Here is a 26414-nt window from a genome sequence, read left to right as displayed (position 1 = left end):
GCGGGGGCTTTCGGGTGTTAAGCGAATCTGCTTAACTGCCGGGGTGGAACTGACTAGCGTGGACGGCCCGATCACTCAGATCGCGTGGGTGGTCACCGATATGGACGCGACCGAACGATTCTTCGAGACCTGCTTCGGGGTACGCCGCTGGACGCGGATACCCGATGTCCCCTTCGGGCCGGACACCTGCACCTACCGCGGTGAGCCCGCGGACTTCACCGCACACATCTCGCTGGCCTACCGCGGCGATATGCAACTCGAGCTGATCCAACCGGTGCGCGGGCAGTCGATCTACACCGAATTCCTGGAACGCGGCGGCCCGGGACTGCATCACATCTGTATGGAGCCCGCGGATTTCGATGCCGCCATCGCGGCCGCCGCCGAGCGCGGAGCTCCGGTGGTACAGCGGGGTGAGATGAGCGGCGGCGAAATGCGATTCGCCTACCTCGACGGGGGTACGCACGGCGTGCCGTACATCGAACTCGCCGAGATCGGCCCGAATATGCGGACCTTCTTCCAACAGCTCGCGAAGGATGCGGAATGAGCACACAGATACCGGAAACGATCGCGGCGAGCGAGATTGCCGCCTGGTCCGACGAATTCGATGTGGTGGTAGCCGGATTCGGCATCGCGGGCGGCTGCGCGGCGGTGGAGGCCGCCGCGGCCGGGGCACGGGTGCTCGTTCTGGAGCGGGCCGGAGTCGCCGGTGGCACAACGGCATTGGCGGGCGGGCACTTCTACCTCGGCGGCGGCACCGCGGTGCAGCGGGCCACCGGGCACCCGGATTCGGCGGAGGAGATGTACAAATATCTCGCGGCCGTCTCGCGTGCACCCGAACTCGACAAGATTCGCGCCTACTGCGATGGCAGCGTGGAGCATTTCGACTGGCTGGAGAGCCTCGGATTCGAGTTCGAGCGCAGCTACTACCCGGAGAAGGCGGTCATCCAGCCGGGCACGCAGGGTTTGATGTACACCGGCAACGAGAAGGTATGGCCCTTCCGCGATACCGCCGCCCCCGCCCCGCGCGGACACAAGGTCCCGGTTCCCGGTGATACGCAGGGTGCGGCGCTGGTGATCGAACTGCTGGTCGAGCGCGCCGCCGAACTCGGAGTCACGGTCCGCTACGAGACCGGGGCAACCAACCTGATCGCCGATGCCGACGGTCGTGTGGTGGGCGTCCGGTGGAAGCGGGGCGGCGAAACCGGTGCCGTGCGTGCGCATTCGGTAGTGCTGGCCACGGGCGGATTCGTCATGAACTCGGCAATGGTCGCCGAACATGTTCCGCAGCTGGCGGAGAAACCCTTCGTCCTCGGCACCACCTATGACGACGGCATCGGAATTCGGCTGGGCATCGGCGCGGGTGGCGATGTGCGGCATATGGATCAGGCCTTCATTACCGCGCCGGTCTATCCACCCTCCCGACTGCTCACCGGCGTCATTGTGAACCGCGATGGGCAGCGATTCGTGGCCGAGGATTCCTACCATTCCCGTACCTCGGCGTTCGCCCTCGAACAACCCGGTGCCGCCGCGTATCTGATTGTCGACTCCGAACATATGGAACGGCCGACTTTTCCGCTCGCACCGTTCATCGACGGCTGGGAGACGGTGGCGGAAATGGCTGCCGCGCTGCGGATTCCGGAGGCGGCCCTGCGGGCCACCCTGGACCGCTACAACACCCACGCCGCCCGGGGCGAGGATCCGGATTTCCACAAGGGTGCCGAATGGCTGCAACCGCAGGACCAGGGCCCGTGGGGCGCGTTCGACCTCACCCTCGGCAAAGCGCTCTACGCCGGATTCACCATCGGCGGCCTGCGCACCTCCGTCGACGGAGAAGTGTTGCGGGACAGTGGCGCACCGGTGCCCGGTCTCTACGCCGCCGGGGCCTGCGCGGCCAATATCGCCCAGGACGGCAAGGGCTATGCCAGTGGCACCCAGCTCGGCGAGGGCTCCTTCTTCGGGCGGCGGGCCGGTCGCCACGCGGTCGCCTATAGATAGCGACCCGCGGAGGGAACGCCGGTGGTGGATCTGTATGACCGGGCCGGCGTCGCTGTCCCAGCGCGAACCGGCGACGCTGGGACAGCGTTGAATCGCATGGGTGCTCTCAGCGTGCCAGCAGATCCCGCAGTGCTCCGACGATCTCGGTGGGTGACTCCTCGGCCATGAAGTGACCGGTGGTGACGGTGTGGTGATGCAGGTTCGGGGCCCAGGCCTGCCAGATGGCTTTGGCATCGAACTGGAGCAGCGTGCCCCAGTCCTGCTGCAGGACCGCCACCGGCATGCGCAGGGTGCTGCCCGCTGCTCGGTCCGCGCTGTCATGGTCGACGTCGATATTCGCCGAGGCGCGGTAATCGGCCACGATCGAGGGGACGGCATTGCGGCTGGCCGTTAGGTAGGCGGTGCGGATATCGGCCGGAATGGCTTCCGGATCGCAGGTCCAGATGTCGAGGAAGTGGCCGAAGAAGGTGTCCGGGCTGCCCGCGATCAGCTGCTCGGGTAGGCCGGGGGGCTGTGCCATGAGGTAGAGGTGGAAGGCGACGGCCGCCGGGAGGCCGTGCAGGACCTCCCACATATCGATGGTCGGCACCACATCCAGGGCGGCGAGGTGGGTGATGGTGTCCGGGTGGTCGAGTCCGGCGCGCATCGCTACCAGCGCGCCACGATCGTGTCCGGCCAGTGCGAACCTGTTGTGGCCGAAAGTCTTTGCCAGAGCGACGATATCGGCCGCCATGGTGCGTTTGGAATAGGTCTGACCGTCGGTATCGGCCGGTTTGTCGCTGTCACCGTAGCCGCGCAGATCCGGGCAGATGACGGTGTGGTCGGCAGCCAGATCGGCGGCCACATGCCGCCACATGAGATGGGTCTGCGGGAAGCCGTGCAGTAGCACGATCGGGCTGCCCGAACCGGCGACAGCGACATGCAGCGACACCGCATCAGCGACCCGGACGCGCTGGTAGTCGAAACCGGGGATACGCGCAGACATGGAGATCCTTTCGTCGGTGCTGGGGCGATGTTGATTTTGTGCGCGGAGTAACCGGTGAGTGGCGACCGCGGTCACTGTCGGGCGGGCAACACTCGGTGTGGGCGTCAGCAAGCGGGGATCGGGGCTTCGGCCACAGTGTCCGCCAGCGCGGTCAATACGGGAGAACAGCCGGTATCGAGACGCACCGTGGCGAACTCGTCGCCACGGGTGGGGCCACGATTGATGATTACCACCGGGCGTCGGGTTCTCGCGGCGTGGCGGACGAAGCGAAGGCCGGACATGACGGTCAGGGACGATCCGGTCACCAGCAGGATATCGGCCTCGTCGACCATCGAGAAAGACGCCGCCACACGGTCTTTCGGGACCGATTCGCCGAAGTACACGATATCGGGCTTCAGCATGCCGCCGCATTCGGCGCAATCGACCATGCGGAAGGCGGCGGTATCGGCGATCACCGCGTCGGCATCGGGTGCGACCTCGACACCGGTGCGGGTGAGGTCGTCGGCGAAGCCCGGATTGGCTTCCTCGAGTCGGTCGGCCAGGGTCAATCGAGAGATCAGCGCGTCGCAGGCGAGGCAACGGACCCGCAGGTAGGTGCCGTGCAGGTCGATCACCGCGCGGTGACCCGCCTTGGTATGCAGCAGATCGACATTCTGGGTGATCAGCCCGCTGACCACACCCGCGCGTTCGAGCCGCGTCAGCGCGCGGTGGCCGGGATTGGGACGGCTGGCATCCATCCGCCGCCAGCCCACATGATTGCGCGCCCAGTACCGTTGCCGAAAGACCGGATCACCGACGAACTGCTGGTAGGTCATGGGATTGCGCGGTGGGGCGTCCGGACTGCGGTAATCGGGGATACCGCTGTCGGTGGAGATACCGGCCCCGGTCAACACCGCCACCTGTCGGCCCGCGACGAGGTCGAACAGCGGGCCGAGATCCAGATCGGGAACTGCGGGCATGGGTTCAGGGTACGAGCCGCGCGGCGGCGGTCAGCGTGGGCCGTTGGTATTGAGGAACAGCACCGGCCCGCCGTCGAACCGGCCGTGCGCATTGAGATCGAGTAGCGCGGCCATGGCCTTGGCGGTGTACACCGGCTCGAGATCGAGACTCTCATACTCTGCCGAGAGCCGCAGTGCCGCACTGGCTTCCGGAGTCGTCTCGCCGTACCCCGGGCCGAGCCAGTCGGTGACGGTATCGAGATTTCCCCCGGCGGAAAGATTTTCGGGCAGGCGAGCGCCACGCCGGCGCAGCACGTCGGCGGCTCGATCCGCCAACCGGGTCAACGTCGATTCATCCAGGCGCAGAGTGTCATTGACGATGACCCCGATCACCCGGGTGGACAGTCCGGCCAGGCGCAACCCGAGCGACAGTCCCGCCACGGTCCCGCCCGACCCGACAGCCGTGACAATATACGCGGGCTCCGGCATTTCCCCACCCCGCACCTGAGCGGCGATTTCGAGCGCGGCCTCCACGTAGCCGAGCGTCCCCACGGGTGAAGAACCGCCCGCCGGAAGCAAATACGGTGGCCGCATCCCCGAGAAGTGCCGCGCGAGAATCAGTGGCGCTCGCAGGATCGTCCGCACCTTGGTGTGCGTGAAGTGCAGTTCGGCCCCCGAGGCCCGCAAACGCTCCAACTGCTCCCGCACATGCTCATCCATTGGCTGATCCACCAGCGCCAGAACAGTTTCGAGGCCCTGCGCGCGCCCATACAGCGCGGCGGCCAACCCCCAATTCGTGCCCAGCCCGCCAACCGTCACTATGGTCCGCCGCCCCTGCCGCAACGCATCCGGCAACAACCACTCCAACTTGCGGACCTTGTTCCCGCCCCACCCGCCGTCCCCGAACCCGCTGTCGTCCTTGACCCACAGCTCCGCACCGGTGGTATCGATGGAGGCGAGTCGCCGCACCGGCGTAGCACCCGTATTGAGCGAAAGGTGCGGCAGCGTATGAGCGAGTTCCGGATAGAGCTGGTGGAGCAGGGGAGTCACGCGCGCAGCGTATCTCGCATTCCCGGCCAACCGCCGCCGGCCCCTCGATGACCCACGGGCGGCCCCGAGGCCGGTCATGCCCGCATTTCATCGCGAACGGAGCGGGGCTCGGGGTCCGTCTGCCACCACAGTGATCCAGATCACTGATCAATGCTGTCAGGAACTCGGGGCCTGTCTCGTTCAAGGAGCACGCGAACCAGACAGGAGCGAATCATGAAGCACCGCATCGTCGTCCTCGGGGCCGGATACGCCGGAGCCTTCTCCGCCGGATATCTGGCTCGCCAACTCCACCCCGACGACTTCGAGATCAGCGTCGTCAACGCCGAACCCGATTTCGTCGAGCGGCTGCGCCTGCACCAGCTCGCCGCCGGGCAGGACCTGCGCCACCGGCCGCTGGCGGAGATCTTCGCGGGCACCGGTATCCGGCTACGAGTGGCGCGGGTAACCGACGTCGACGCCGAGCACCGGACTGTCACCGTCGCCGACGGTGCGGGCACCGACCGGCTCGGATACGACACCCTCCTCTACGCACTCGGCAGCACCGGCGCCGTCCATGGCGTGCCCGGTGTCGACGAGCACGCCTTCCACGTGGCAGCGCGTCCGGCCGCGTTGCGCCTGCGCGCACGCCTGGACGAGCTGGGCGAAAACGGGAAGGTACTGGTGGTCGGCGGTAACCTGACCGCGATCGAGGCCGTCACCGAGATCGCCGAATCCCGTCCGGGACTTCGGGTCAGCCTCGCCACCAGTGGCGAACTGGGCGGCTGGCTGGGCCCGAAGGCTCGCCGTCACCTGCTGCGCGCCTTCGACCGGTTCGGTATCACGGTCCACGAGCACACCACCATCGAGCGTGTCGAGGCGACGGCGGCGGTCGCCGCGGACGGCACCACTTTCGCCTCCGACGCGACCGTGTGGGCCGCCGGGTTCGCCGTCCATCCGATCGCCGCCGCCAGCGGCCTCGCGGTGGAACGCAACGGCCAGATCACCGTCGACCGTCAGATGCGGTCGGTCTCGCACCCGGATGTCTACGTTGCCGGTGACAGCGCCTTCGTCATCGGCGATAACGGTCTGCCGCTGCCGATGTCGTGTGCGTCCGCGGGATTCACCGGTATGCAGGCGGTGGCCGCGATTATCGGGGACCGGACCGGGCGGAAGATCTCGACGAAAGCGCTGTCGTATGTCGGCAACCACATCAGCCTGGGCCGCAAGGATGGGCTCTTCCAGGTGGTCGACGGTGATGCGCGCTCGAAGTCCTGGGCACTGCGTGGTCGGTCGGCCGCGCGCTTCAAGTCGGCAATCCTCGGGACTGCCGCCTGGACTCTGAGCCGCCCGACGTTCGGACAGCTGAACCACAGGTACCGCTCGGCCACCGGCCGAGAGCACTCGGCCGACGTGGTCGCCGCATAAGGTCGTGCTCATGGACACTGCCACCGTGGCGCGTTTCGAGGCCAGTCGCAATCGGCTGGCCTCGCTCGCCTACCGTCTGCTCGGCTCCGCCGCCGACGCCGAGGACACGGTGCAGGACGCGTTCCTGCGGTGGCAGGCCGCCGACCGGGAGTACATCGAGGTGCCCGAGGCCTGGCTGACCAAGATCGTCACCAACCTGGCGCTCGACCGGCTCCGCTCGGCGTCGGTGCGGCGCGAACGCACGGTGGGCGCCTGGATGCCCGAACCACTCCTCGACGGCGACCCGATGCTGGGCCCGGCCGATACCGTCGAGCAGCGCGAATCGGTGACCCTGGCGGTGCTGACGCTCATGGAGCACCTGTCGCCGGTCGAACGGGCCGTGTACGTGCTACGCGAGGCTTTCGCCTTCAGCCACGCCGAGATCGCCGAGATTCTCGACATCACCGAATCCGCGAGTCAGCAACACCTGCACCGATCCCGGCGTCGAATTACCGCCTCCGTCGACAGAACCGACATCGACCACGCCTCCGCGCGCCGAATCGTCGAGGCGTTCCTCGCTGCCGCCTCCTCGGGCCGGACCGACCGACTGGTAGCACTGCTGACCGACGACGCGACCGCTATCTCCGACGGCGCCGGGGGACTGGCCAAGCAGCTGATCCGGTACTCGACCCCCGAGCGGATCGCCACCGTGGTGCGGGTCGGCCTCGAGCCGTCCCCGGCCAAGCGGAGACTCGCCGGCGGCTCACCCTCGATCCATGCCGGCGTGGTCAACGGCTGCCCCGCCCTGCTCTTCACCCTCGACGACCGGGTGGTGGGCGTCGCGATTCTGGAGCTCCGCGATGACAAGATCGTCACCGTGCGCGGCATCGCCGCCCCGGCCCGACTCGCTCGCCTCACCGAGGAATGGCAGCGCCACGAGCACGATGCCCCGCTGATCGAATCGTGGTAAATGACTGTGCGCGATGTGTCGACGGCAAGTCGCACCAAGCCGTCCGGCGAAAATGGTTGCGCGATAGGGTATTCCGCGCCGGCAGGCGGTACCGACCCCGCTGGCACTGATTCGTCGGTGCGGAAATCGACCGTCGTGCAGAACAAGCCAGCGAACGCGGCCTTGCCGGAGGACGAATCGCTCGTGGTGCGGACAGATTTCACTGATGACAGGGTGCCGACGAACGGACCATTCGCGATCCGGAACACCCGATCCTCGTCCTCGACCACAGTGGGGGGTGAGCCCGACGCGGACTTGCCGACTTTCCGAATTCTGCCGCGCGAAGTAAGCGGAGGTCGAGGTCGATCTGACCCTGGCGAATATGGACTTCGAAGACTTTGCGGCGGCCGTGGACGCGGACGGGGTTTTCGTGGCTTCGAACGCTGATGCCGCCGCTCACCGTGAGCACGCGGACCGGTCGTGGCGCGCCGGTATCGTTGACTCATCACGCGAGCCACGGCGCGGGGCCCCAGCTCCACTGCCCAGTGGGACAGGGTAGGAAAACGCCGGTGACGGTGCTGAGGGAGAATACGGACATGAGGGACACAATCAGGCAGAAGTTCAGAGGTCGGCTCGGGATACCCGCGGCCGTGGTGCCGACGGGTGCTAGCGCACCCGTCCGTGGCTAGTTCGATGTCGGAACGGGAAAATCCTGGCCGGGGATCCTTGCCGGGTCCCGGCGGGAACAGGTTCGATGCGGTGGAACGACTACGCAAGAAGCTGGAAGGTATGCGGGCCGCCGCGGCCGGTTCCCCCGAGGCCGAGGACGGCACGTCGAACCTCACCCGGTTGCCGCGTCGCCCGCGTCGCCTGCCGGAAGAAACCCCCGAGCGTCCCCACAAGACCTGGCTTTCGGAAGGCGGCTCAGTCCACGACCCCGCCCCGACCAGACCCGTACTGCGATCAGAACTCGAGCGCGAGACCGGCTGGTGGCCGGTCGACCCCAGCGCCGCGCCCCCCGCTCCGGGCAAGGATCCGGGCGGAGCCGAGCACGATGGCAGCGTCATCAATCTGGGTGCGGCGCGGCGGAAACGAGCCGGCGACGATGCGCCCGCCCGCCCTCGGCGCGTGGCCAGGCCGCGCAGAATCGGACCTACCGCGGGCGAGGGATCCGGCGCCGACGGTAAGCAGGACTGAACAAAACCGATGTGGCGCTGAGCCTGTCGGTAGGCGCCGTGATCGACTCGGCGGCACGAGATTCGATCTCGGCGAGGGAGTAGGCGTCCGCGGCGGCCCGCGCCCAGCCCGACAGCATCGGTGCCGCCACCCTCCGAGTCTGTGACGCAGACACGCAGTGCGGCACGGTAAGACAATGCCGCAACTCACCCGCAATCGTGCCGACACGGTGTTTGTCTGATCATCTCGTTCGCGGCTCGAGCCCTCGCTAACACATATCTGTCAGCCGAGATGGCATGATCATACGATGCTTGACAAATGTGGGCCGTGCAAAATTTACTGAACCCCATGCGATAGTTGGCAACCGGATGGTTAATTGACCCATGCGGGCGCACGACATCTCGCGACTCCATCCCGGGCAGATATCTGGCCGGTGCACGTCATCCGAAGAGGAGCATCGATGAAGCGTTCGCTGACGGCACTCGCGGGAATGGCCCTCATTCTGGGGGCCGCGGCATGCTCGAATGACTCGTCTCCCGCGCGGACGCCCAGCAGCACGACCGTGACCACGGCGCCATCGACGACGGCCGCACCGGGCTCCGTGACCTCGGTCGCGCCGCAACCGACCGCCGACCCCGGCCAGCGCGGGGCCGATGGCTCCACCGGGAACAATCTGAGCGCCGAGTACTGCGCGAAGAATCAAGATCCGGGTTGCCCGCTCGGCAGCTACATCGGTCCCAACGCCATTCCGAATCCCAACGGTGACGGCACGTGGGTGCCGTGCGAGGGCACGATCTGCACCAACCCCAATCACGGCGCCGGCCCGGATACCCCGGCACCCGTCGAGACCACCGCGCCCGCCGACATCCCCGCGACCAACCCGCAGAACCCCGAGCAGGTCGAAGGCGCACCGTGCGAAGGTGACGGTCATTGGGTCCACCTCGAGGGTGGCAACGCCTCGCATTACGGCACCGAATGGCTCTGCCAGCACTGACCTTCGGGCAAGGACCCGCGATACCGGCGGGTCGCCCGGGAGCATCGACAGGGGGGCGCGGCAGCTCCCGGGCGCGCGAGACAACCATCCGCTCGGGGCGGGGTCGGCTCGCTGTTTCGCGTATACCCCGGGTACTGCCATCTGACGCGCGCCGCCGCGGACGAGCATTTCAGGGCGTTCGGGCGCATGCTGGATCATGGGCTCGAAATCATCTGCTCATCGCATGGTTTCCGCGATCGCCGGTGCGGTGGTTCTTTTCGCCGCGACGGTTCTGTTCGCGGTGGGGTGCGGTGACGAGGATTCCGGCGAGACCGCTACCTCGGCTTCGGTGACCACCACGGTTGTGGATGCACAGCCCGGCCAGTCGCCTCCCGGAGCGCCGGGAACCGCGGTCGCCCCGACCTCGAAACCTGCAGAGCCCCACCGCTTCGCCTATCAGCCACTGTGGCCCTTCGCCACCGAGGCCGATGCCACCGCCTGGCAGCAGTCCTATCGCGAGGGCGGGCATCAGCCGTGGCGGCTGGACGCCGCCACCATCGCGTTGAACTTCACCCAGCAGTACCTCGGCTACACCAATGTCGACCGGGTCATTGTCACCCAGTTCCGGGCCGATGAAGCGTGGATTACCGTCGGTTACGACTCGCCCGAGGATGCCAGCGGTGCCGGTCACGTCGCCGCAGTCGTACATCTCGTCCGGTTCGGCACCGGTGACGACGCACCCTGGGAGGTGGTCGGGACCGAGGACCGCACGCTCTCCATCACCGCACCTCGCTACGGATCTCAGGTGCGTTCGCCGGTCACCGTGGGCGGGCGGATTTCCGGCGTGGACGAGAGCCTGGACATCCAGGTCCGCCAGCTCGGCAATGAGCGACCGGTGGGCGCGGTGGGGCAGATTCCCGCTGGTGGCATCGATACGCCGTGGAGCGCAACGGTTCCCGTCACCGCGTCCTGCCCGGGAACAATGACCATTGCCGTCGCCACCGGCGGTCATGTCGCCGATGTGGAGCGGTTCGCGGTGACCGGGGTGCGCTGCTGAATCGGCCTACGCGGTGCGGTCGCCCGACGTGATGTCCACGATCGGAAGTCGCAGGGCCGCGGGCGCATGGGTGGGCACCACGGGGTTGCGCGGGGCGATGGTGGCGATACGCCGGTAGGGCGCACCGACTTCCGGCCGCAGATCGGTCTCACCCTTGTTCGGCCACAGCGATACCGCCCGTTCGGCCTGCGCGGTAATCGTCAGCGACGGATTCACGCCGAGATTGGCGGAGATCGTCGAGCCGTCGATGATATGCAGACCCGGGTGGCCGTAGAGCCGGTGATAGGCATCCACCACACCGGTGTCGGGGGAGTCGCCGATCACGCAGCCGCCGATGAAATGTCCGGTCATGGGGATATTGACCAGCGCGGTGGACCCGCCGGTGGGAATGCCGTCGATCTTCCCCGCCACCCGCCGCGCCACCTCGTGGCCGGTCGGAATCCAGGTCGGATTCGGTTCGCCCTCACCCTGTTTGGTGGTCATATGCCGCCCGAACAGGCCGCGCCTGGTATAGGTTGTGATCGAATTGTCCACCGACTGCATGACCAGCAGACCGATCATGCGTTCGGACCAGTGCCGCGGATTGTGCATCGTCGCCAGATCACGCCGGTTTCGGCCCAACTCGCGCAACCACAATCGCCAGCGCGGCGTCCGACCGTCATCGTCCACCATGGCGGTGGTCATGAGGGCGAGTACATTGCTGCCCTTGCCGTAGCGCACCGGCTCGATATGAGTGTCGTGATCGGGATGAATCGACGAGGTGATGGCCACGCCCTTGGTGAAGTCGGTGCTCTTGTCGCGACTGCGAACCGACAGCAGCTCTTCGGAATTCGTCCGCGACAGGTAGCCAAGGCGCCGCGAGATGCCGGGCAGTGACCCGCGATCGCGCAAGGCGTGCAACAACTTCTGTGTCCCGAGCGACGCGGCACTGAAAACCACCTGCTCGGCGGTGAATTCGCGACGCTGTGTGCGTACCCAGCGCCCGGTGCGCACGGTCTGCACCGTGTACCCGCCACCCGGCAGCGGCCGCACATCGGTGACGGTGGTCAGCGGATGCACCCTCGCCCCGGCCTGCTCGGCCAGATATAGGTAGTTCTTCACGAGGGTGTTCTTGGCATTGTGGCGGCATCCGGTCATGCACTCACCGCAATGCGTGCAGGTGCGGCGGGCGGGCCCGACACCGCCGAAGAACGGATCCGGCACCTCGTGTCCCGGCCGCGCACCGGGTCCGCCGAACAGCACCCCGACGGGTGTGCGCTGATAGCTGTTGCCGACACCCATATCCTCGGCCACCTCGCGCAATACCCGGTCCGAGGGCGTGGTGGCCGGATTCGTGGTCACGCCCAGCATGCGTTTGGCCTGGTCGTAATGCGGGGTGAGTTCGGCACGCCAATCGGTGATGTGCGCCCACTGCCGGTCGGCGAAGAACTTCTCCGGCGGCTCGTACAGCGTGTTCGCGTACACCAGCGATCCGCCACCCACCCCCGCGCCACTCATGACGAAGGTGTCCTTCAGCAGCGTCAGTCGCTGGATGCCATAGCAGCCCACTTTCGGAGCCCACAGGAATCGCTGTGCCCGCCAGGAAGTTTCGGCGAACTCGTCATCGGCGAATCGTCGCCCCGACTCCAGGACCCCGACCCGGTAGCCCTTCTCGGTCAGCCGCAGCGCCGTGACGCTACCGCCGAAACCGGAGCCGATGACCACTACGTCGTAGTCGAAACTCATATCCCCACGCTAGGTGGCGGACGAGTATCGACCACTCACACCAGCGGTCAGGAAATCCGCATTTTCGGCCAGCGGATCAATCGCCCGATTCCAACTTCTCGACCATGGCGGGGAGCCGATCCACCATCGCGATCACGAAATCGACCACCGTCTCGATCATGACGGGCCGTTCCACCTTCAGCCCGCCGTCCAGCCACACCAGAATCAGTTCCGCCGCCCCGCCGGTGATCAATTGGGCCAGGGCGGTGAGCGCGGCGTCCTCGCCCTCGGGGATATCGAGTAGTTGGCGCGTCTCATCGATGATCATCGCCGCCACCCGACGCATACCGGTGAAGCGGCGCCGCGTTAGCGCCTCACTGCCATGGGCCTGTGCCAGTGCCATATTGGCCCGGCGCGGATCATCGGTGAGCGCGACAATGAGGGCGGTCACCCCGGCGCGAATCTTATCGGACTGGCTGCCCGTGTTCGCCGCGATCGCGGCGCTCGCGGCCGCCAGCGCGGCTCCCTGGATTTCGTCCAGCAGATCACCCGCCAGTGCATCCAGATCGGGGAAGGATTCGTAGAAGAAGCGCGGGCCGACCCGCGCCTGCTCGCATACCCCGCGCACGGTCAGCGCCGATAACCCCTGGGTGCCAATGATATCGAGGGCGGCGTCGAGCAATCGGCGACGACGCTGCTCACGCCGTTCGTCGGTGGTGGCCCCGCGATAGGTACCGCTGATTTCCCGCGTCACCTACCCAGCTTGGCACAGAAATCAGGAAACGACTGTTTACGGAAACCCTTGTTTCCGGTACCGTGAGATATGTCTCGAAGGGAGAGACGACGATGAATCTCCTTGTGCCCCGGGAACTCCGGGATCCGGCCGCGGTCCACGTGAAGCATGTGCGAGCCCGGCTCAATCGACGAATACAGCGCGCGGCCATCGGGGTCCTGGAGCGGTATCCGTCCCCGGCGCGCCCCTTGGCCGAACCACCGCCCGGCAGTGGGCTGAAGCCGGTCATGGGCGATTATGGGCCACCCTGGGTCGGCTATCTGCTCAGCAGTCTCACGGATCCGATCGGCTTTTCGCACAAGCGGTTACAGCGATATGGCCCGCTGCACTGGGCGGGTGGGTTCGGTCGTCCCATGGTGGCGATCGGCAATCCGGAAGCGCTCGAGGAGGTACTGCTCGACCGCAAGAAGGTGTTCTCCGCCCAGCGCGGGTGGGAGTTCGTCATCGGCCCGTTCTTCCGTGGCGGCCTGCTGCTGCGCGATTTCGACGACCACCTGTACCACCGCCGCATTCTGCAGCAGGTGTTCACGCGGCCCCGGCTCGACGGCTATCTGGAACTGACGTCACCCCTGCTGGCCAGCGGTATCGCGGGTTGGCGGCCGGGCCGGGAGTTCCGCCTCTACGACGCGGTGAAAGAGTTGCTGCTGCACCAGGCCACGGTGGTCTTCGCGGGTGCGGAACTCGGTCCGGAGAGCGCGCGCCTGTCGCGGGCGTTCGAGGATTCGGTACACGGCGGCACCGCCATCGTTCGCGCGAGTATCCCGGGCGGCGTCTGGCGCAAGGGTTTACGCGGCCGTCGCGTCCTGGAGGAATACTTCGGCCGCGAATTGCCCCGCCGCCGCGCGGGTGACGGCACCGACCTGTTCAGTGTGCTCGCCCGCGTCGCCACCCTGCCCGAGCACAAGCTCACCGACGACGACGTGGTCGCGCACATGATCTTCACCATGATGGCCGCGCACGACACCAGCGCCATTTCCATCTCCATGCTCGCCTATGAGCTGGCTCGCCACCCGGACTGGCAGGAACGGTTACGGGCCGAATCCCAGGCGCTGGGCAAGGCCGATATCGACTACGGCGACCTCGCGCGGCTGCCGAGCCTGGACCTGGCCTTCAAGGAGGCGCTGCGCATGTACGCTCCGGTGGCCCAGCAGGCCCGGGAGACGATTGCCGACACCGAGATCATGGGGCACTTCGTTCCGAAGGGCACGCTCGTCATGACGGGCCCGTACGCCATGATGCGCCAGGCCGAGCAATGGCACGACCCCGACGCGTTCGACCCGTCCCGCTTCGACGCCGACCATCGCGAGGACGCCGCACACCGTTTCGCCTGGGCACCGTTCGGCGGTGGCGCGCACAAATGCATCGGTCTCTACTTCGGCGGAATGACCGTGAAGGCGGTGCTGCACCGCATGCTCCTGCACTACCGCTGGAGTGTGCCGGAGGACTATCGGGTGCCGCTCGTCTCGGGCACCGGCCCGCTGCCCGCCGACGGACTGCCCATACGCCTGGAACGGCTCCCGTCATGAGGTTCGAGGCCGACCACACCCGCTGTGAGGGCCACGGTATGTGTGAGGCCCTGGCCCCCGATCTGTTCCGGGTGGGCGATGACGGCCGGGTGGCGGTGCGATCGGACGCGGTCGGCGAATCCGACGTGGAGGTGGCGCTGCTGGCGGTGGAAAGTTGCCCGACCCAGGCGCTGCGGACGCACTGATTTGATCTTGTGTTTTGCCTGATCGCCCCGGTCACGAAACGCAATACCGACCGCGCGGTAGCTACTCAACAGCAACTGGTCGGTCTACTGTGCGGCTATGGACATGGCACTCGAGTGGGATCGGCACCCAGGTACCGGCCTGCGCCTGACGAACGAACTGGCAGGGGCGGCCGGACTGTTCGGGCTGGAAGAAATCGCCATGGAACCGCCCACGGACCTGCTCGGCACGATTGCCGCCCGACAGGGCGGCAGACTGCTCGGCTGGGCGGAATTGCGCGCCGCCGGACCCCAGGACGCCTGGGTGCAGGTCATCGACGCGGACCGCCTCATACGCTCCATCCGCCTCGGACACACCGACGACACGCCCGCCACGCCGGACGAAACCGAGGTGTTCTCGACCCTCATCGCCTCGGCGGCCGGACATGCGCAGGCCGCCGGATACCGGGTGCTGCGCTGGGAGGGATCCGATACCGGCCCCGAGGGCCAGGCGGCGGCCGTTCTGGAGGCCAGCGTCATCGGCGAGTACGCCCGATTGTGGACCGCCGAGGCCGCCAGCTGGGAAGCGCCCGAGTCCGCGGCCACCACCGGCGAGGACGAGTGGATTCTGCACGCCGAGGCCGAATCCGCCGACCCGCCCGGGCACCTGTTCATTGTCGCGCTGCTGGGTGAGGGCGGGACCGAACCCCTCGCCACCATCACGACCACCATTATCGAAGATATCGCCTATATCAATACGGGCGAAGCGATCTCGCACCGCGATGTCTCCCCGAAATGCCTGTCCAGTCTGCTCGTGGCCCTGCTCGCCGAGATCCAGGATCGCTTCCCCAGCGTTGTCATACTGCGCGTCTTCGAGTTCGACGATCCCGTCGTGGCCGCGGCCCTCGAGCTGGCGGGCCTGGACCTCGCCGCGCACTTCCGCGACTACGAACTGTCGCTGCTCGACGACTGATCGGCGATACGGTCCAGGCCGTCGAGCGCGCCGAGGAACAGCTCCACATTGTCGTGGACGAATTCATCTCGGGTGTAGGGCGTTTCGCCATAGGCCAGGGCGGTCATGGTCTCACCGAACGCCGATACCAGAAAGCGTGAGGTGAGTGCGACCGCCCGGTCCTCGGCACCGAGGCCGTCGACGAGATCCGCGAGCAGTGCCGCGAACGCCGCCACATAGTCCTCGGACCGCGCCAGCCGCGTGCGCGCACTGCCCGGATGGCCGTATGCCCTGGTGGAGAGGAACTTTCCCTTGGCGGGCCGGGTCAGGAAGAAATCGGTAATGGCCTCCACCACGGCCGTAATGCGGGCCCGCCGCCCGGTCGGCGCACCGCGCACCGCCGTGTTCACCGCCGTGGCCAGCTCCCGGGAGGTCATGTCGAAGGCCGCGCCGGTGAGATCGTCGAGATCGGCGAAGCTCTCGTAGACGAACCGCGTCGAGAGCCCGGCCTCGGTCGCCACCCGCCGTACGGTGAGCGCACCGGCGCCATCGCGCGCCATCACCTCGATGGCCGCCTCGATCAACTGCTCGCGGCGGCCACGCATGCGCTCATCCGCGGCGATGCCGCCATAGCTGCGAGCGGGCCTCATAGCCGAGTCCTCGGTTCGGTGCATGCCATCACTTCCGGCGAATGTTGACACATTTGTTTCCTGAAGCCTACCTTTCCAGATACAAATGATTCCTCAATGTGGAGGCGTGCCATGGCCAGCCCTGTTCCGGAAATCTACGCGACCGACCAGCCGCCGGACGCGCTGCGCGGTGTCGCTCCCGGCTCGCTGACCGCGCGCTACGCCGCCGACTGGCGGCTCATCATGCTGGCTCCGAGCGCCCTGCTACTCCAGGTCGCCCATCCGGTCATCGGATCGGGCGTGGCGGACCACTCGGTATTCAAGACCGATACGCTCGGCCGCTTCGAACGCTCGTACTGGCCGACCATCGCACTGGCGTTCTACGGTGACGAGACCGCCGCCTACGGCCGCGATATCCGTGCCATGCACAAGGGCATCGGCGGGGTGGACCACGCCGGACGGCGCTATCACGCGTGGGAGCCCGACGCCTACTTCTGGGTGCTCGGCACCGCCTACTGGGCCTCCACCGTCATTGCCGACAAGTTCGGAAAGGGCCTGTCGCCCAGCGAGAAAGAGGAGCTCTACGCGGGCTGGCGGCAGGCGAGCCTACTGGCCGGACTGCGCGAGCGCGATATCCCGGCCGATGTGGCGGAATTCGAGCGCTTCTTCGACCGATTGCTCGACGCACGACTCGAACACCACCCCAGCGTGGACGATGTCATCGCCACCATGCGCCGTGTCCCCGCGCCCGACGGTATGCCCGCGTGGTTGTGGAAGCCGGTCATGTGGGGCGTTGTCGGGCCGTTCGCGGTATGGGTGAATATCGGCGTGCTGCCGCCGCGGGCACGCGAACTACTCGGCCTCGAATGGTCCGCGCGCGATGAGCGACTCATGCGCTGGTGGGTCCGGATCGTCAAGGTGACCGATCGGGTACTGCCCCGACCGGTGCGCGAAATCGGCCGGACGGTGGCGCTGTGGCGCAAGGACAAGATCATCGCCGATATCCACCGAGCCGCCGCCTAGTCGAGCGCGGGCGCGGGAGGGGTCGGCCGACAACCTCTCCCGCCTTCTCTGCAGCTGGGCCGAGCGTCAGCGGACGTCGCGGGGCACCCCGAGCTCGCGATCCAGATACGCCAGATCCGGATCGTCACGGCTGCCATTGCGGAAGGCGCGGAACACCAGGTCCTGCGGATGTCCCACCGCGAACACCTCCCGGAAGGTGGCGATGGTGCGCTGCGGGATGCCCGCCAGGCGCGGGTGGTAGCCGGTATTGGCGTCCGGGCCCTCCCAGATGAGCGCGTCGCTCTGCGGCGCGAACGTCCAGCCCAGCGCGCTCATCCTGTGCTCGAATTCGCCCGCGCCGAGACCGGCCACATCCCATCCGCTGGCCTCGTTGTGTAGCCGGCGGCTGTGCAGGAATTGCACGAAGCACGGATCGGGCCCCGGATGCGGGGTGCTGAGGCTGATCACGCTGTCCCACGGCAGTGTGGTGAGCGCCCACACCAGGCGCGCTTCGAAATCGCTCCACTCATCGCATACCGCCGAGGCGTGGCGCGCACTCGGCCGGTCGGCGGTCAGGCCGTAGGAGGCGGTGCCGGGGGCGTCCAGACTCCACGAGGCGCACCGCAACCCCTGCGGTGTCATATCCAGGCCCGCGCGCAGCACCTCGACCACCGAGGCCGCGATGCGGTGCCGTTCCTCGAGGTCCTCGTCGCGCCGCCAACCGGTATGCCAGACCCGGGCCAGTTCCGGCCGCCGCCAGACCCGTTCGAGGGCCCGCATCTCCGGATTCGGCTGACTCGCATCCGATTCCAGCGGCAGCGGGCACGGCTCCCAGAGATCGTCGGGCTGGGCTCGCAGGACCGTCAGTAGCTGTTCGGCGTCGGCGGCATCGTCGGGAACCGGTAGCAGCACTTCGACATCGCTGCCCTGTTGGGCGAAATGCACGTAGCGCCCGGTACTTTCATCACGCAGCAGTACGAATCGGGGGCTCCAGCCCGGCCCCGATTCCGTGGTGGCCGTATCCTCCTCCTCGAGAAAATGTGGCAATCGTTCCAGTAACCCGGCCCATCTGTCCTCACCCATCCTCGCTCACCTCCCACGCCCCCCAATTCCCGGCGAACAAGTTACCGGGATGTCAATCGTCTTGCCCGGCAAGGGCTACGGCAAGGGCTACCGCTGCGTAATGGAGTGAGGCATGGTAGAACGTGTTCTAGTTTTCGTTCGATGAAGGACCTCGATGACTTGGTATACGGGCAATACCGCCTATGACACCGTGCTGACCGTCGGCTTCGGCTTCGCGGCATTCGTGCTGATCGGCGGGCTTTTCGGACAGAGCCCGTACGGTCGGTTCGCGACGGCGAAACTCGGCCTGAATCTCAACCCCAAGCTCGGCTGGTGGCTCATGGAGATTCCGGCCACCGTGGTCTTCCTGTTCTGCTACCTGAGCGGCCCGAACCGGTTCGAACCGACCTCGCTGGTGCTCGCGAGCATCTGGCTGCTGCACTACGCCAATCGCGGCTGGTTCTTCCCGCTGTCCATCCGGCAGGTCCCGGGTAAGCGTGGCAGCTTCAATATCTCGGTGCTGGGGATGGGCATGTTCGTGACCATGCTGCACGGCTACCTCAACGGCACGCTGTTCAGTCACGACTACCTCGGACAGTACGGCACCGACTGGTTGACCGATCCGCGCTTCCTCATCGGCCTGGTGATCTACCTGTCCGGTTTCGCGCTACTTGTGAGTTCCGAGAGCATTGTTCGGAATCTGCGCGATAAGAATGACCCGGGCGCAACGGAATACAAGATCCCGTTCGGCGGCGGCTTCCGATTCGTCACCAGCCCCACCTATCTGGGTGAACTGATCGCCTGGTCCGGCTTCGCCATCCTCACCTGGGCGCTGCCGGGTGTGGTGATCCTGCTGATCACCGCGGGTAATCTGATACCGCGCGCCTTCGCCACCCATCGCTGGTACCGGGAGAAGTTCGCCGACTACCCGGCAGAGCGAAAAGCCCTCATTCCCTATGTGATCTGACAAGTTCGTGATTTCGACCGACAAGTTTTTGTGCACTGAATTCGAGTGCGGCGTGATTGGGCTACGGTTGTTGCATGGCGCGTCTGGTGAGTAAAGAGCAGTACTTCGACCAGGGGCTCGATGTACTGGCACACGCCGGTTTCAAAGGACTCAATATCGGGGTGCTGTGCCGGGCGCTGGGCGTCACGAGCGGATCGTTCTACCACCACTTCGGCAGCTGGCGCGGATTCGTCGACGCGTTGCTGGCGTACTGGGAGGGCGATCAGGTGCGGCGTCTGCGCGAAATGGAATTCGGCAGCGGCACAGCGGAATCCGATGTGGAGAAACTGCGCGAGCTGACCCTCGGTCTACATCATCGGGCCGAGGCGGCGATTCGCGCGTGGGGTGCGAACGACAGCGCGGTGGGCGCGGTACTGCGCCGGGTGGACGACGATCGGCGTAAGACGGTCGGCAAGGCCATCTACGGGGTGGTGGGGGAGCGGACGGTCACCACCCACCTCACCTCGCTCGGATTGGCCATGGTGGTCGGGTACCAGCAGCTCTCGGCGGCCGGGCACGCCGACGATATCGCGCCGCTGGTGGACGAATTCGTGCGATTGGTCCACTCGCACGCCCGGGTCGTGGCGTAGGCCGGAGCGAACTAGCGTCCGCGCGGGCCGTACGCCTGCCGCGGTGTGCGCTGAGACTTATTGGCGTACATGGCCGTATCCACCGTATGCATGAGATCGTCCACGACCGCGGGCGCGGTTTCGGCGACAGCGGTGCCGATACTCGCGCCCACCGTCACCTGCTGTCCGTCCACCTCGAACGGGCACGCCAGCGCGGTGCGGATCTCCTCGGCGAGTTTCGCCAATTCGTCGGCGCCGCACCTCTCCACCAGCACGATGAATTCGTCCCCGCCGATGCGTGCCGCCATCCCGCCGACCGCCGAGACGGTGGTGAGCAGGCGGGTGGCCACATCGCGCAGGACCCGATCGCCCGCCGTGTGGCCGCGTTCGTCATTGATCTCCTTGAACCCGTCCAGGTCCAGATAGCAGACGCCGACCGGGGGTACGGCGGTGGCGAGGCGGTCGAAGAACAGCAGCCGATTCGGCAGGCCGGTGAGCGAATCATGGTGCGCGTCGTGCCAGAGCCGATCGGCCAACTGTTTGCGTTCGGTGATGTCGACGGTGACGCCGACGAGGAAGCGGGGGTTGCCGTCGCCGTCGCGCACCACCGACATGGAGAGGTCGATGGTGGAGTGGCTGCCATCGGGGCGGCTGTGTTCGGTTTCGAGACGGAAGCGATCGACCTCGCCGCTGAGCAGACGTTGGAACTCCGCGAAGGCGTGTCCGATGTTCTGGGGTCCGAGAATATCGGCCACCGACCGGCCCGGCATGGTCTCGCGGGCGAAGCCCAGGGTTTCGGCCATGGCCGCGTTCACATCCACGACCTGTCCGGTGGTTATGTCGATGGTGCCGATACCGACCGACGCACCCGTGAAAATGGCCTCGAACCGCGCCTCCGACAGTTGCCGCCGTGCTTCGGCCTCGCGGGCCGCGGTGAGCGCGGCGGCCAGGGTGGTTTCCTGCTCGGCCAGCGCGGCGGTGCGCAGGTCGGCGGTGAACGCGGCCGCGAATTCGGCGGCGACCTGTAGGGCTCGGGTGCGGGCCGGGAAGTAGTCGGGAGCGGCGGGATCGGGATAGTCGGCGTCGAGGAGTCCGACGCAGATGAGCAGCACCGACCGGTGCACGGCCAGGGAGTCGCGGTAGTTGGCGGCGACCAGGGCGGCGGCGATCTCGCGGGCGATGGCGGTATCGCCACCCTCGCGTATCGCCGTGATCAGACCGGGGGTGTAGCGGCTCAGCAGCGTCACCACCTGCGCGCGGGTGAGCGTCGGGGCGACCGCACCGTCGAGCAGGTCGGCCCAACGTACGGCTAGCTCCCGTGCTCCCACCACTACTACCCCCTGCCGCTTGTCCGTGGTATCAGACCTTCCGACCGACGCCCGCCAAACCCAATGAGCGACCTGCGATTTCGTGCCGATCCTGTTCGGACTCCGGTCGCCACGACGGCAGTTCCACCACACCCGGTTCGACCAGTTCCCAGCCGTCGAACATGGTGGTGATCGCTTCGCGCGACCGGAAGTGAATACCGATCTTGTTCTCGTCCGCGGCATTGGCGCCGAGTCTGGCGGCGTCCTCGGGGCGCTGCGCCGAGGTCAGGTGCGAGATGGCCACGTAGCTGCCGCCCGGGACCGCCGCGCGCAGTTCGGTCACCAGTTCGGCGGGCCGTTCCGCATCGCCGACCAGGTGCAGTACCGCGATAAGGAGTACGCCGACCGGCTGCGAGAAGTCGATGAGCCCGGTTTCCTGGGCACGTTCGAGCAGTTCAGCCGGTTTACGCAGATCCGCTTCGATCGCGCCGACCCGCTCATCGCCCTGCAGGATGGCCTTGGCGTGCGCCACGGCCACCGGATCGATATCCGCGTACAGAACCCGGCATTCCGGATCGATGGCCTGAGCCACCTCGTGCACATTGCCGACCGTCGGAATCCCGGAGCCGATATCGAAGAACTGCCGCACCCCGGCATCGGCCAGGAAGCGCACCGCACGGCGCAGGAAGGCCCGATTGCTCAGTGCCAGCCGCGGCAGATCCGGCACCAGCTTCTTACCCATTTCCGCGGCCATGCGGTCGATCTCGAAGTTGTGTGAGCCGCCCAGCAGTGCGTCGTACATGCGCGCGGGACTGGCCTGCGTCATATCCACGCCCTCTGGGGCCCAAGCCGGTCTGTCCATCCCAAACCTCCTGCGTACCTAACGTTCGGACCGCGCCGAATGCTTGCCGGTCCGCTTCCGGATGCGCGTGTCGATGATCACCCGGGCCCTGCCTGTCGAATGTTAGCCCCCGTTCTCGAGAATCATTGCAGGGATGAATTTCTCGCGGTGGCCCAGGGTCAGGGGGCGGTCGGGGCGGGACAGGTGCTCTGCGTCAGCCATGGGATACACGTTCCGGTGACATCGAGGAGCAGCAGGCGCGCGCCGAACAGCAGGGCGGCCACGGCGATCAGTCCGAAGAACAGCACCCAGACGGTGCCCGGAATTCGGGTGAGGCGCGCGAGCTGGTCGGCATCGGAATTGGGTTCGTGCCGACGGTTGCGTTGCAGTTCGACGACCGGGCGCGCGGCGGCCAGCAGCAGGAACCAGGCGGCGTAGTAGGCGAATCCGGCCTGCAGGTCGTCGGTGCCGAACCAGGAGACCGCCACAATGGCCGCGCCCAGCAGGAAGACCGACAGCAGGCCGAAACCGTTGCGCACCTTCAGCAGCAGTGCGGCGAGCAGGACGATCGCGGTCCACAGCATGAGTGTGATGCGGTGCGCGCCCAGCAGCGCGGCATAGCCCAGACCGAGGATGGCCGGTGCGGGATATCCGGCCATGGTGGTCAGGACCATGCCCAAGCCGTACGGCTTACCACTGGAGACGGTCAGGCCCGAGGTGTCCGAATGCAGGCGTATGCTGTTGAGTCGCCGACCGGTCAACAGTGCCATGAACGCGTGACCGCCCTCGTGCACGATGGTGACCACATTGCGGGTGAGCCGCCAGGTCGGTCGGTACATGACGGTCAATAGCGCCGCGATCCCGGTCACCACCACCAGCCACCACACCGGCGGCGTCTGTGTAGTGGTGAGCCGATCGACGATCGAGGTCCCGGTTTCGACGAATTCGGCGAGTTGCACCGCCGCACCCTACCCGCGAATCATGGCTTGCGCGCCACTCCACCGTGCGCGGAAGTGTGCTTGTGCTCGGGATCGTCGACCCGCCACCGATCAATGGGTGTCACGCCGGGCGGCACCAGTTCCAAGCCCTCGAAGCAGCCGAGAATCTCCTCCGGCGTGCGCGGGTTGTAGGGGACGCCGCCGGTGCGGGCATAGTTCTCGCACAGGGTCACATAGCCGGGATCGTCGACGGTGCCGTCGTAGAGGGCGAGGTAGCTACCGGACGGGACCGCGTCCATGCAGGTGTCGATAATGCGCCGCATGTGCTGGTAGGTACGGGCATGGCCGAGAACGCCGATGAACATGATCGCGATGGGTTTGTTGAAGTTCAGCACGTGGCGGGCACCGGCGAGGATGTCCTCCGGATTATTGAAATCCGCCTCCAGATAGGTGGTGACACCCTCGGCGGAGGTGCTGGTGAGCAGGGCGCGGGCGTGCGCCAACACCATCGGATCATTGTCCACGTACACGATTCTCGACTCCGGAGCGATGCCCTGAGCCACCTCGTGGGTGTTCTGCATGGTGGGCAAACCCGTTCCGATATCCAGGAATTGGCGGATCCCGGCTTCGGCGGCCAGGTAGCGCACCGCCCGGATCAGGAAGCGTCGCGACTGGACGGCCATGGTTCTGATTTCCGGATACGCGTCGAGACCGGCCTCACCTGCCAAGCGGTCTACCTCGTAGTAGTCCTCGCCGCCCATCCAGAAGTTCCAGATTCGGGCCGAATGGGGAATATCCGTGCGAATCCGCGAGTGCGGCGCGTTCGTCATGAGAAGGACTCCTCTAAAAGCGTGCGGGTGAATCTACGCCGCGCACGGGCGCCGCGAGCGAGTTTGACCGACCTGTGATCGGGATGGGAGGTGGACCGCACGGCCCGAACCCACCTGAATGCGCAGATGATCAGCGACGGACGGGATTTGGTGGTCGACACCGCGACTGGAGCGGTGCGCGGCGTGGCGGAGCAATCGGGTGTTGCCGCGTTTCGCGATATCCCGTTCGCCGCATCGCCGGTGGGGGACTTGCGATTTGCGCGGCCGCGCCCCGCATCCCGACTGGTCCGGCATCCGAGCGGCCGCGCACCCCGGGCCGTCTGTGCCGTAGTGGCCCTCGCGGCTGGAATCGGTTATGGGAACCCGGATTCCGGATTGGAACGAGGACGGCTGCGGAGAACCTCACTGTGTGGACTCCAGCGGGCAGCGCCGGTCCGCGTCCGGTGCTGTTGTGGTTGCACGGTGGCGGATTCACCAGCGGCAGTGGATGGGATTGGTACGGCGGTGCCCGACTGGCCGGACTCGGCGATATCGTGGTGGTCACCGCCAACTACCGGCTCGGGCCACTCGGATATCTGTACCTGCCACAGATCGGCGCGGAGAATCTCGGTTCGCAGGATCAGGCGGCGGCGTTGCGGTGGGTGACCGCGAATATCGCGGCATTCGGTGGTGATCCGGCGAATATCACCGTGGGCAGTCGGCCGGGCGCGTTCTCGGCCCTGGCGCTGGCCGGCGATCCGGCCACCCGGTGGGTTGGTGCGGGAGATCGCGCATTTCGGAGCGCAACTGTGACAACCCCGGTGGTCACCGGGAGGGATCGGGTTTGCGGAGGTAGCAGACGGGGCATCCGCACCGATGTAGACGGTATCAGCGGCGCCGTGGAGAGAGGGTGGTCCAGGTGTCGGCGAATTTGCCGTTGCGCCTGTGGCGGGTGCAACCGTGGAATCCCAATCCACTCATGCGCGCATCGGACCGCTGCGAAGCCCTGGTCTGGCTGATAGCCGTCTTCGCGGCACTGATGGCCGTACCGATCGCGGGGGCGGTGGGCACGGCCAGCTACACCGGAGCGGCGGATCGCATCGCGGCCGAAGACGCCGGCAAAACCCGGGTCACCGCCACGGTTACCGATACACCCGAGACGGTGGTGGGCGACCGTAGCGGAGTGCGCGTGGAGCGCTTCCCGGTAACGGTTCGCTGGAATCACGACGGCAATACCGGCTCCGCCGATCTCGATCTCACGACCCCCGCCATCGCCGGGACCCACACGCCCGTCTGGATCGACCGGGACGGCAACTCCACCACCGCCCCCGCCCGCACCGGTACGGCCGCCGCCGAGGGGATTGGTACCGGCGTGGCGATCCTTGTCGAAACCTGGTGCGTCGCAGCGGTACTGGTCTGGGCGACCCGCGGCCTGTCGAATTCGCGCCGCAATGCGACCTGGGATCGCGAGTGGCGCACCATGAACAACCGCATCGGGCGCGACACCTTCTGACACCGGACTGCCGGAAATCACCGGCCGCCGCGCCGAACCGCGCGGGTAGCGAGGCGGTCGGCGAGGTATGAACGATCGTGGGGGAGAATCGGTCCGCAGCCCCACCGTCGAAAGGATCGTCGATGACCACCCACCAGCCGTGGTTCGCGCCGAGCCGGCCCGGGACGGGTGAGTAGGCCGCGGTGAGCGCATTCGACGCCCAGGCTCTCATCGATGCCGGTCATCGCCGAATCTGCGATGGCTGTGGCTTCCTGGTCGGTACGAGTACCTCACAGTGCCCGCGCTGCGGACATACCGCGGCCGTGCCGACCGCGAAATCCGCTCGCCGCGCACCGAGCAAAAGCGCTGCCACCGCGCAGCGGCGCGCGGATCGGTTCGAGTCGGCGACCGGTGACGCGGTGGTCACCGATCTCGGGCTCGGCGGTATGGCGACCGTGCCCGATCAGACGCTCTGGCTGGTCTCGCATGGAATCCCGAAGACCCAGGGCTCGATGGTCGCGGTCGCCCCCGGTCAGCTGCGCGCCGCGGATAAGCAGATGTACGGCTGGCGTGACACCATCGCCGCGGACGCGTTGCGCCAGGTCGGAATCCGGTGGCAACCCATCGACGCCCCGGTCCACATCGATGTGTGCTTCACCCTGCCGTTCCCGGCGCGATTCGAGGATCAGTCGGGGCGCATCGCCGCGGTCGAAGCGGGTCGCGCGCCCAGGATTCCGGCAATGCAGACCCCGGACCGCGACAAGCTGCTGCGTGCGGTGCAGGACGCGCTATCACTGCTGGATCCGGGCAATAGAAGCGATGGTGATTCGATGGCCGGTCGGTTCAAACTCGTCGCCGACGATGCCCGATTCGTGTACGGGTCGGAAGCGAAAACCTATCCGCGGCCTGGTCATACGCATGCCTGGGCACTGGATCGCCCCGGTGCGGTCATCCGGGTGACGATGATCGACTCCGATGTGGAGCCGATGCCGCGACCGACGCTGCGCGAGCCCGGGGCGCTACCGCCGACGGTTGCCGGTTTGCACGAAGAGGTCGCTCGGCGCAACCGACTGTCCGAACTCAACGGTTAGGGCCCGTGCCGCGTGAACGCGCCGAA

General features: G+C 66.8%; 27 protein-coding genes and 2 pseudogenes. 18 read left to right on the top strand and 11 right to left on the bottom strand.

Going from position 1 to position 26414, the window contains the following annotated elements:
• Positions 1-49: 49 nt before the first annotated feature.
• Positions 50-544 (top strand): VOC family protein, encoded by a 495-nt coding sequence (locus NU1_RS16980; RefSeq protein WP_084521520.1) that lies wholly within the window; start codon positions 50-52, stop codon positions 542-544.
• Positions 541-1995, top strand: a complete 1455-nt coding sequence (locus NU1_RS16975; protein ID WP_067522516.1) for an FAD-binding protein — start codon at positions 541-543, stop codon at positions 1993-1995. The genes NU1_RS16980 and NU1_RS16975 overlap by 4 nt, the downstream gene beginning before the upstream one ends.
• Before the next feature lie 106 nt (positions 1996-2101).
• Here the strand turns inward: NU1_RS16975 and NU1_RS16970 are convergent, their stop codons facing one another.
• The 3 genes from NU1_RS16970 to NU1_RS16960 all read right to left on the bottom strand — a co-directional run bounded on the left by NU1_RS16970 (position 2102) and on the right by NU1_RS16960 (position 4968).
• Positions 2102-2980 carry an alpha/beta fold hydrolase gene (locus NU1_RS16970; RefSeq protein ID WP_067522515.1) on the bottom strand — a complete coding sequence of 293 codons (879 nt, stop codon included), beginning with the start codon at positions 2978-2980 and terminating at the stop codon, positions 2102-2104.
• A 104-nt stretch (positions 2981-3084) separates the two neighbouring features.
• Positions 3085-3939 (bottom strand): Sir2 family NAD-dependent protein deacetylase, encoded by an 855-nt coding sequence (locus NU1_RS16965; RefSeq protein ID WP_067522513.1) that lies wholly within the window; start codon positions 3937-3939, stop codon positions 3085-3087.
• Between the two features lie 30 nt (positions 3940-3969).
• On the bottom strand, positions 3970-4968 hold the full coding sequence (locus NU1_RS16960) for a 1-aminocyclopropane-1-carboxylate deaminase/D-cysteine desulfhydrase (protein WP_067522653.1): 999 nt from the start codon (positions 4966-4968) through the stop codon (positions 3970-3972).
• A 213-nt stretch (positions 4969-5181) separates the two neighbouring features.
• On the opposite strand from NU1_RS16960, the gene NU1_RS16955 reads away from it, so the two are divergent.
• From NU1_RS16955 to NU1_RS16935, 6 genes and pseudogenes are all read left to right on the top strand, one after another.
• A complete protein-coding gene (locus tag NU1_RS16955) occupies positions 5182-6372 on the top strand; it encodes an NAD(P)/FAD-dependent oxidoreductase (RefSeq protein WP_067522511.1) in 1191 nt (396 codons plus the stop codon).
• A 10-nt stretch (positions 6373-6382) separates the two neighbouring features.
• Positions 6383-7321, top strand: a complete 939-nt coding sequence (locus NU1_RS16950; RefSeq protein WP_067522510.1) for a sigma-70 family RNA polymerase sigma factor — start codon at positions 6383-6385, stop codon at positions 7319-7321.
• 343 nt (positions 7322-7664) lie between these two features.
• Positions 7665-7859 (top strand): annotated as a pseudogene (locus NU1_RS44265) (DUF6924 domain-containing protein); the annotation flags it as partial.
• Positions 7860-8059: 200 nt separating this feature from the next.
• On the top strand, positions 8060-8497 hold the full coding sequence (locus tag NU1_RS16945) for a hypothetical protein (RefSeq protein WP_157552411.1): 438 nt from the start codon (positions 8060-8062) through the stop codon (positions 8495-8497).
• Between the two features lie 439 nt (positions 8498-8936).
• Positions 8937-9470 (top strand): hypothetical protein, encoded by a 534-nt coding sequence (locus tag NU1_RS44260; RefSeq protein ID WP_067522506.1) that lies wholly within the window; start codon positions 8937-8939, stop codon positions 9468-9470.
• A gap of 223 nt (positions 9471-9693) precedes the next feature.
• Entirely contained in the window at positions 9694-10506 is an 813-nt protein-coding gene (locus NU1_RS16935; RefSeq protein WP_067522504.1) for a hypothetical protein, read from the top strand.
• A 6-nt stretch (positions 10507-10512) separates the two neighbouring features.
• On the opposite strand, the gene NU1_RS16930 is transcribed toward NU1_RS16935, so the two are convergent.
• Both NU1_RS16930 and NU1_RS16925 read right to left on the bottom strand, forming a co-directional pair.
• Positions 10513-12231 carry an FAD-dependent oxidoreductase gene (locus NU1_RS16930; protein WP_067522503.1) on the bottom strand — a complete coding sequence of 573 codons (1719 nt, stop codon included), beginning with the start codon at positions 12229-12231 and terminating at the stop codon, positions 10513-10515.
• A 76-nt stretch (positions 12232-12307) separates the two neighbouring features.
• Positions 12308-12964, bottom strand: coding sequence for a TetR/AcrR family transcriptional regulator (locus NU1_RS16925; protein WP_067522501.1), 657 nt, complete (start codon positions 12962-12964; stop codon positions 12308-12310).
• A gap of 92 nt (positions 12965-13056) precedes the next feature.
• Between NU1_RS16925 and NU1_RS16920 the strand changes: the two genes are divergently transcribed.
• From NU1_RS16920 to NU1_RS16910, 3 genes are all read left to right on the top strand, one after another.
• Positions 13057-14529 (top strand): cytochrome P450, encoded by a 1473-nt coding sequence (locus NU1_RS16920; RefSeq protein ID WP_084521505.1) that lies wholly within the window; start codon positions 13057-13059, stop codon positions 14527-14529.
• Positions 14526-14714, top strand: coding sequence for a ferredoxin (locus tag NU1_RS16915; RefSeq protein ID WP_067522499.1), 189 nt, complete (start codon positions 14526-14528; stop codon positions 14712-14714). The genes NU1_RS16920 and NU1_RS16915 overlap by 4 nt, the downstream gene beginning before the upstream one ends.
• 97 nt (positions 14715-14811) lie before the next feature.
• Positions 14812-15663: a hypothetical protein gene (locus NU1_RS16910; protein WP_067522498.1), complete on the top strand. Its 852-nt coding sequence runs from the start codon at positions 14812-14814 to the stop codon at positions 15661-15663.
• On the opposite strand, the gene NU1_RS16905 is transcribed toward NU1_RS16910, so the two are convergent.
• Positions 15636-16292, bottom strand: a complete 657-nt coding sequence (locus tag NU1_RS16905; protein ID WP_067522496.1) for a TetR/AcrR family transcriptional regulator — start codon at positions 16290-16292, stop codon at positions 15636-15638. The genes NU1_RS16910 and NU1_RS16905 overlap by 28 nt on opposite strands.
• A 111-nt stretch (positions 16293-16403) precedes the next feature.
• Here NU1_RS16905 and NU1_RS16900 point away from each other — a divergent pair, with 111 nt between their 5' ends.
• A complete protein-coding gene (locus NU1_RS16900; RefSeq protein WP_067522494.1) occupies positions 16404-17294 on the top strand; it encodes an oxygenase MpaB family protein in 891 nt (296 codons plus the stop codon).
• Positions 17295-17360: 66 nt separating this feature from the next.
• Here the strand turns inward: NU1_RS16900 and NU1_RS16895 are convergent, their stop codons facing one another.
• Complete coding sequence (locus NU1_RS16895; protein WP_067522493.1) at positions 17361-18356, bottom strand: TY-Chap domain-containing protein; 996 nt, start codon at positions 18354-18356, stop codon at positions 17361-17363.
• 154 nt (positions 18357-18510) lie between these two features.
• Here NU1_RS16895 and NU1_RS16890 point away from each other — a divergent pair, with 154 nt between their 5' ends.
• Positions 18511-19302: a phosphatidylethanolamine N-methyltransferase family domain-containing protein gene (locus NU1_RS16890; RefSeq protein ID WP_067522491.1), complete on the top strand. Its 792-nt coding sequence runs from the start codon at positions 18511-18513 to the stop codon at positions 19300-19302.
• A 74-nt stretch (positions 19303-19376) separates the two neighbouring features.
• Entirely contained in the window at positions 19377-19931 is a 555-nt protein-coding gene (locus NU1_RS16885; RefSeq protein ID WP_067522489.1) for a TetR/AcrR family transcriptional regulator, read from the top strand.
• Between the two features lie 11 nt (positions 19932-19942).
• On the opposite strand, the gene NU1_RS16880 is transcribed toward NU1_RS16885, so the two are convergent.
• From NU1_RS16880 to NU1_RS16865, 4 genes are all read right to left on the bottom strand, one after another.
• Positions 19943-21241, bottom strand: a complete 1299-nt coding sequence (locus tag NU1_RS16880) for a diguanylate cyclase domain-containing protein (protein ID WP_245720159.1) — start codon at positions 21239-21241, stop codon at positions 19943-19945.
• A gap of 28 nt (positions 21242-21269) precedes the next feature.
• Complete coding sequence (locus NU1_RS16875) at positions 21270-22079, bottom strand: SAM-dependent methyltransferase (RefSeq protein WP_067522488.1); 810 nt, start codon at positions 22077-22079, stop codon at positions 21270-21272.
• A 158-nt stretch (positions 22080-22237) separates the two neighbouring features.
• Entirely contained in the window at positions 22238-23017 is a 780-nt protein-coding gene (locus NU1_RS16870; RefSeq protein WP_067522486.1) for a M50 family metallopeptidase, read from the bottom strand.
• 20 nt (positions 23018-23037) lie between these two features.
• Entirely contained in the window at positions 23038-23826 is a 789-nt protein-coding gene (locus NU1_RS16865; protein ID WP_067522485.1) for an SAM-dependent methyltransferase, read from the bottom strand.
• Positions 23827-23952: 126 nt separating this feature from the next.
• Here NU1_RS16865 and NU1_RS43800 point away from each other — a divergent pair.
• The 4 genes and pseudogenes from NU1_RS43800 to NU1_RS16855 form a co-directional block, all read left to right on the top strand.
• A pseudogene (locus tag NU1_RS43800) lies at positions 23953-24090 on the top strand (carboxylesterase family protein); the annotation flags it as partial.
• Positions 24091-24233: 143 nt separating this feature from the next.
• On the top strand, positions 24234-24824 hold the full coding sequence (locus tag NU1_RS40380; RefSeq protein ID WP_281221126.1) for a carboxylesterase family protein: 591 nt from the start codon (positions 24234-24236) through the stop codon (positions 24822-24824).
• Positions 24725-25318: an Rv1733c family protein gene (locus NU1_RS16860; RefSeq protein ID WP_169815077.1), complete on the top strand. Its 594-nt coding sequence runs from the start codon at positions 24725-24727 to the stop codon at positions 25316-25318. Before NU1_RS40380 ends, NU1_RS16860 begins: the two co-directional genes overlap by 100 nt.
• A 182-nt stretch (positions 25319-25500) precedes the next feature.
• Complete coding sequence (locus NU1_RS16855; RefSeq protein WP_067522481.1) at positions 25501-26388, top strand: hypothetical protein; 888 nt, start codon at positions 25501-25503, stop codon at positions 26386-26388.
• The last annotated feature ends 26 nt before the right edge of the window (positions 26389-26414 follow it).

Origin of the sequence: Nocardia uniformis NBRC 13702 (assembly GCF_001613345.1) — a bacterium.
GTDB lineage: Bacteria > Actinomycetota > Actinomycetes > Mycobacteriales > Mycobacteriaceae > Nocardia > Nocardia uniformis.
This window is presented reverse-complemented; position numbering and strand designations above follow the sequence as displayed.